The following is a 6066-nucleotide window of genomic DNA, read 5'->3' on the forward strand; positions in this document are numbered from 1 at the left end:
CGGTTGCCGAAATCCGCGGTTACTCCTCAACGATGGTTCTGCCAGCCAGATCAGGTTACGCAAGACGTGCTCGATATGATCACGCACAGGTTTCCAGACAATTTCGGAGATTTGGAACCCTTCGTGTTCGGAGTCACACGTCACGATGCCGAGGCCGCTCGTGATGCTTTCATGGCGGAGATCCTGCCTGGCTTTGGAGACTACCAAGATGCCATGGCAAAGGATGAGCCGTGGATGTGGCATTCAATCCTCTCGATTTATCTGAATGTCGGTTTGTTGGATCCGTTGGATTTGTGTGAACGCGCTGAGGCGGAATGGAAATCCGGCCGTGCGCCGCTCAATGCTGTGGAAGGCTTCATTCGGCAAATCCTTGGCTGGCGCGAATACGTGCGGGGGCTCTACTGGTGGAGCGGCCCTAAGTACGCAAAGAGCAACTTTCTGAATGCGCAGAACGCGCTTCCCGATTTCTACTGGACCGGCGAAATCGATATGGCCTGTCTGGCCGATGCGCTGGGGCAGACCATTCGGCATGCTTATGCCCATCATATTCAACGCCTCATGATCACGGGAAATTTTGCGCTGCTCGCGGGCATCCATCCGGACCACGTCAATGATTGGTACATGAGTGTTTATGCCGACGCGTACGAATGGGTGGAGCTGCCGAATACGCATGGAATGGCGCTCTTTGCAGACGGGGGTGTGATTGCGTCAAAGCCTTACGCTGCCAGTGCAAACTATATAAACAAGATGTCAGATTATTGCGCCGGGTGTCGTTACAATTCCAAAACCCGGACCGATGAGGACTCGTGTCCCTTCAATACGCTTTATTGGGACTTCCTGATCCGCCATTCCCAACGATTGCAGGGTAATCCCCGCATGTCATTGCTCATGAAAAATGCGATAAAAATGCCGGATCGTGAACGTGATCTGATACAGCGGCGAGCCAGAACCGTGTTGAAATCCTTGAATATTTATCCAACCAAAGATTGATGACTTACGCATCGTTACCGGTTTCAGAGAATTTTCGACGTCACACTACACTGATTTTCACCTCCGTCGCTTAGACATGCTGACAATGGTGATTCCGAGAAGTCGGATGAATTCCGGGGTGGACGCATGAAACTGTTGGCTATGAAGGATAGCGGCGATGGGCCGCTGTCCGAGATCGTTAGGGACTCGGACGACGAACGAAAGCATGAGGCGGCTTGGCGAGAAAGCCAGCTGGAAATCGTGGGCACGATCACGATTCCTCTGGTTCTGGCCAACCTCATCAATGCGTCGGTTGTCTGGCTGTCCTTCAAGGAGACGCCAGCGGACTTTGCCTTGTCTGTATGGCTCGTCTGTATCGCCGCCATATGCGCAGCGGCTTTTGTTACGAACAAGGTTCGAACCTACCGGCCCAGCGATCTTGCGATCGCGCGCAAGGTGATGAGGGAATATACGTTTGTTGCGGCGATTGCCGGACTTCTTTGGGCGTCGGTACCTATCATTGTGATGAATGTCACGGATAGCTATGGCCAGATGATTGTGGGCGTCGTTCTGGCTGGAGTCATGTTCACCGGTGCGCTCCTGATGTCGCGTCTGCCCAAGGCAGCCTTTGCCTTTATAGTTCCGATCGGACTGGGACTGGTTGCGGAAATGCAGTTTCAGCAAAATCCAAAATATCAGTATACATCTATTTTGACGTTGGCTTATGTCGCGATACTCATCCTAGCCATTCGCTGGTCGCATCGCCAGTTCGTGCTCAAAAGCATCAACGAAACGGCGGTTAGAGAGCAGTCGCATCTGATTGGGTTGCTGTTGAGGGATTTTGAGGAAAGTACGTCCGATTGGCTCTGGCAAACTGACGCCAGAGGCGTGCTCGTAGACATTCCTCTCGTGTTTGAGGGCGCTGAGCATGACAATGGTTACCTAACGCTTGGCAATCTGTTGGTCGATCAGTTCGAGGCGGACGATTCTACCAGAGTGCTCAATACCAGCCTCATGCGCCGCCAGGGCTTTCGCGATATCGCCATGAGGCTCAAAGGTTCAGAGACCGAACGCTGGTTGTCCCTTACCGGAAAGCCAATCTTCAATGATGGCAAGTTCCGAGGCTTCCGCGGGGTAGCATCGGACATCACCCAGTCCAAGGAAATAGAAGATCGTATTGCCTTTATGGCGCATTATGACGGGCTGACGGGTCTGCCAAACCGGATGAACATGCAGGAACGACTGGAAAAGGCGCTCCGCAAACCGGATGTTGAAACAGTCCAAAGAGCGTTGGTTTGGCTCGATCTGGATAATTTCAAATGGGTGAACGATACGCTGGGCCATCCGGCGGGTGATGAGCTCTTGCAGCATGTCTCCGGTCGCCTGAACGAATTGAGCGGCGATCATGACATGGTGGCGCGGATCAGTGGTGACGAGTTCGCCATGATCGTTCAGCGTCCGACGATGGGCGACCTCGAACTCTTTTTCGACGAGATAACCGAACGCCTGAGCGAGCCCTATGACCTGTGGGGGTCGACCGCCAATTGCTCCGCGTCGGTAGGTGTCAGGATGTTCGATCCGTACACGAAAGATGCCCGCACCATGCTGAAGCATGCTGACTTGGCGCTCTATCAGGCCAAGAAGCTCGGAAAGTCCACTTGGTGCATGTTCACACCCGCGCTCGACGAACGCGCGCGAGCCCATTTGCAAGTCGAGGCCGATTTGCATTCCGCGCTGGAGCACAGCGAGTTCGAACTTCATTTCCAGCCCCAAGTTGATGCTCACACACATGATGTGGTGGGATGCGAAGCCTTGCTGCGATGGAACCACCCTGAGCGGGGCCTGGTTTATCCCGGCGACTTCATTGAGCACGCAGAAGACAATGGTCTGATTACCCGGATCGGAGACTGGGTCATTCGGGCGGCTTTGGCAGAGGCGCGTCGTCTGCCCAATCATGTCAAAGTTTCGGTGAATATCTCGCCGTTGCAAATACACTCATCCAATTTGATGACGACCATCGTGAATGCGATTGCCGCCAACAAGATCGATCCGCGACGGCTCGAGCTCGAGATCACGGAAACGGTCCTGATGTCGGACACAAATTTCACGCTCAAGCGCCTTCACAAACTGAAGGAGATCGGCGTCGGCATTGCGCTTGATGATTTCGGCACAGGCTATTCTTCTCTGTCTTATTTGCGGAGCTTTCCGTTCGACAAGATCAAGATCGACAAGAGCTTCGTGCGAGACATTGAAAGCCGATCAGACAGCCGTTCTATCACGCAAGCCACCATCGCACTGGCGCACTCACTGGGCATGCGGTGCACAGCGGAGGGTGTCGAGACGCATTTTCAAGCAGAGTTCCTGCGTGACATTGGATGCCAGGAATTGCAGGGTTTCTTCATCAGCCGGGCCAAGCCGCTCGACAAACTTCACCATATTATCGACCTTCTACCTGCCGATTTTGCATCACCCAAGCGGGAGTCGGATGTCGCGACCGCAGCCGATAATACTATCCAGTTTCCAGCGGCGAAGTCCGCCCAAGCCTGATCCCTGGATTTCAGTTTTCGTTTGAAGTGTCGGCCTCTTTTTTCTTGCGATTGTTCAACAAGCCGCCGAGCGCTTTGATCGCTACATCTTCAGCAGATGTCTCGGCAGGCGCGTCGTCCGTCGGAGCTTCTGGGTCAGGCTTCTTGATGCCAAGGAGTCCGCCGATAACATCTTCGGTGCTGCCGGAGCCTGCTGAGTTGGAGACACCAAGCTCTTCCAACACGCGGGAGCCCAACTCTGCCTTGAACGCAGAACTTACGCCGCTCAGATCTGGTGTGACTTTCGGATTCGTCCACGCGCCCGATATACGGATCGGGACTGGAATGCCGTTCAATTGCACCACGCTGCCCTGACCTTGGGCCGATTTGTCCACACTGGTCGCAAGGCGCAGGTCCATGGACTGTGCTGCCAGATTGATCTGTCCGGTCCCATCTACGCCCAGAATGGGACTCAGCAGTTTCATCACATCCACATTCGCAACGCCGTTATTGACTTTCAACACAGTGTTGAAGCTTGAAAAATCGGTCTCGGCGTTCTGCGATAAAGCTTCGCCAAAATTGAGTTCCTGAATTGAGCCTGTCGCTATGGCCTGCTTCAGAGAGGAGGCGCTTCGTACCAAGGCTGCAACATTCAAGCCTTTGACCACACCATCCGAAAGGCTCGTCGAGACCTCTCCGTCAATTGCCTGCATGATTGCGTCAATGGATGTACCAGACGACTGCGCAGAAACCTTGAATTGTCCTGTTCCTGTGAGGCTGTCGAATCCGGCCAACGTTCCGAGCAGATTTGCGACGGCAACATTCTGGCCCTGCATGTCGAAGCCGACTTTCGGTGTGGCAGGTCGGGCATCCACGGTCAGCTTGCCCAACCAAAGTCCGCTGAAGGCTTTGAATTGCGACAAATCTGCTGTCAACAATCCATCGGTCAGATCGACGTCCATGACAGCATCGGTCAATTCGACATCACCAATGGTGAGTGATCCGACCTCAAGACTGAGGTTTGCGTTCACGGATTTCAGCCCGGACAATTCGAGTGTTTCATCACTCCAAGGCTGAATTCCTTGATTGGTCTTTTCCGGATCCGGCTCTCCCATAAAGGGTGTGAGGTCGAGAGCGGGTACGCTGAGATCGCCGATAATGCGCGGTGTTGTCGCCGACACATCAATCCCCGCCTGTCCGGTGCCCCTCAACGCATCTAGCGACAGGTTCAAATTGTTGACCATGACGGACTTGAATGTGCCGTTTGCCGCACCGGAGACGGCGAAGGTCTGGAGTGTATCACCCGGGGCCAGTTCAATTGCCGCAGCGCTCAGCAAGTCACGCATTCTGTCGCTGGCGATGGAGAGGGTGCCGGCAACAGTCCCATCACCATTGAGCGAAACGGATCCCTCATATGACGCGCTCAACAAGTCACTGTCATGGGTCAATTTGAGTTCTGTAAGAGATGGTGAGTCGAGCGCGCCGGATGCCTTGCCCGCGACTTGTAGACGACCCAAGGCTGACCGTGCCGGCACATCCAACTCGAATTGCTGTGTGAGCGCGGCCAGATCTGCCACCACGGTTTCGAACGTGCCGTTCAAACTCGGCGCGTCACCAAGTTGGACGCTGCCATCATATTTGATATTTGCCAGGTCGGATGCCAGATCCAGCCGGGCCTGAGCGGGCAAATTACGGGTGAGCGCTTCGGGCGCATCCAGCCAGACGTCAATGGTGAAGGCTTGCTCCTGAAACCGGCCGCTGGCTGTCGCACTGAGAGGCTGGTCCATGCCTCGCAGAGATGCTTCCAGGTCAAGTTCGGACAATTTGTATGTTTCGCCAGATTGGTCGTCCTGAAAAGTGAGCGAAGCGTTCTTGAGGATTGCCGATTCGATTCCCGCATCGAATGAACCATTTGTCCCTTCAGGTGGTGGCGATGCTTCCTTTGAAGAGGCGAATTCCCAGTTCGTATTCCCATCGGCTTTGCGCTGAAGGAACACATCTGCATCCACGAAAGCGATTTCCTGCACATCCACGCGCCGCGACAGCAGCGGCATCCATTTGACCGAGCCGCGCAACGCACCTGCCTCAATCATGTTCGGTGTGGCAAATCCGTCGGGATTGGCAACGCTCACCTGTTCGACCGAGGCCGAGATGCGCGGAAACACGGATATTTTCACATCGCCTGCGAGCGTCACGTCACGTTGCAACGCGTTGGTCGCCGCATTCTCAATCTGGTTCTTGTAAACCGATTTCGGAATGAAGAAGGGCACTGAAAAGGCTGCGATAATCAGCAGTGCCGCGATGCCGGAAACAATTAGGAGAACGCGCTTCATGGAATAACCTCAGGACTGGGAGTCTAACCTGATATGGGAATATGGCTTGGGAATGACAGCTTTATACAGAAAAGTGCAAATTCGCGTGAAGTTCCCCGCTTGACCCGCCATGCCGGGTTTAATAGAGAAGCGCTTCGCCGAGTTTCGGCAAGGAAATGCGCGGGTGTAGCTCAGCTGGTTAGAGTGCCGGCCTGTCACGCCGGAGGTCGCGGGTTCGAGCCCCGTCACTCGCGCCATTT

Annotated in this window: 3 protein-coding genes and 1 tRNA gene; 3 read left to right on the plus strand and 1 reads right to left on the minus strand. The window is 54.4% G+C overall.

Annotation, left to right across the window (positions count from 1 at the left end; translation table 11 throughout):
* Both B4F73_RS09965 and B4F73_RS09970 read left to right on the plus strand, forming a co-directional pair.
* On the plus strand, positions 1-990 hold a 990-nt coding region (locus tag B4F73_RS09965; protein ID WP_290483160.1), incomplete at its 5' end, for a cryptochrome/photolyase family protein.
* A 126-nt stretch (positions 991-1116) separates the two neighbouring features.
* Complete coding sequence (locus B4F73_RS09970) at positions 1117-3516, plus strand: putative bifunctional diguanylate cyclase/phosphodiesterase (protein ID WP_206992793.1); 2400 nt, start codon at positions 1117-1119, stop codon at positions 3514-3516.
* Between the two features lie 10 nt (positions 3517-3526).
* Here B4F73_RS09970 and B4F73_RS09975 read toward each other — a convergent pair whose 3' ends face one another.
* Positions 3527-5827 carry an AsmA family protein gene (locus B4F73_RS09975; RefSeq protein ID WP_290483161.1) on the minus strand — a complete coding sequence of 767 codons (2301 nt, stop codon included), beginning with the start codon at positions 5825-5827 and terminating at the stop codon, positions 3527-3529.
* A gap of 159 nt (positions 5828-5986) precedes the next feature.
* Here B4F73_RS09975 and B4F73_RS09980 point away from each other — a divergent pair.
* A tRNA-Asp gene (locus B4F73_RS09980) sits at positions 5987-6063 on the plus strand.
* Positions 6064-6066: the final 3 nt, after the last annotated feature.

The sequence above is a fragment of the Hyphomonas sp. UBA3601 genome (assembly GCF_002375605.1).
Lineage (GTDB): Bacteria > Pseudomonadota > Alphaproteobacteria > Caulobacterales > Hyphomonadaceae > Hyphomonas.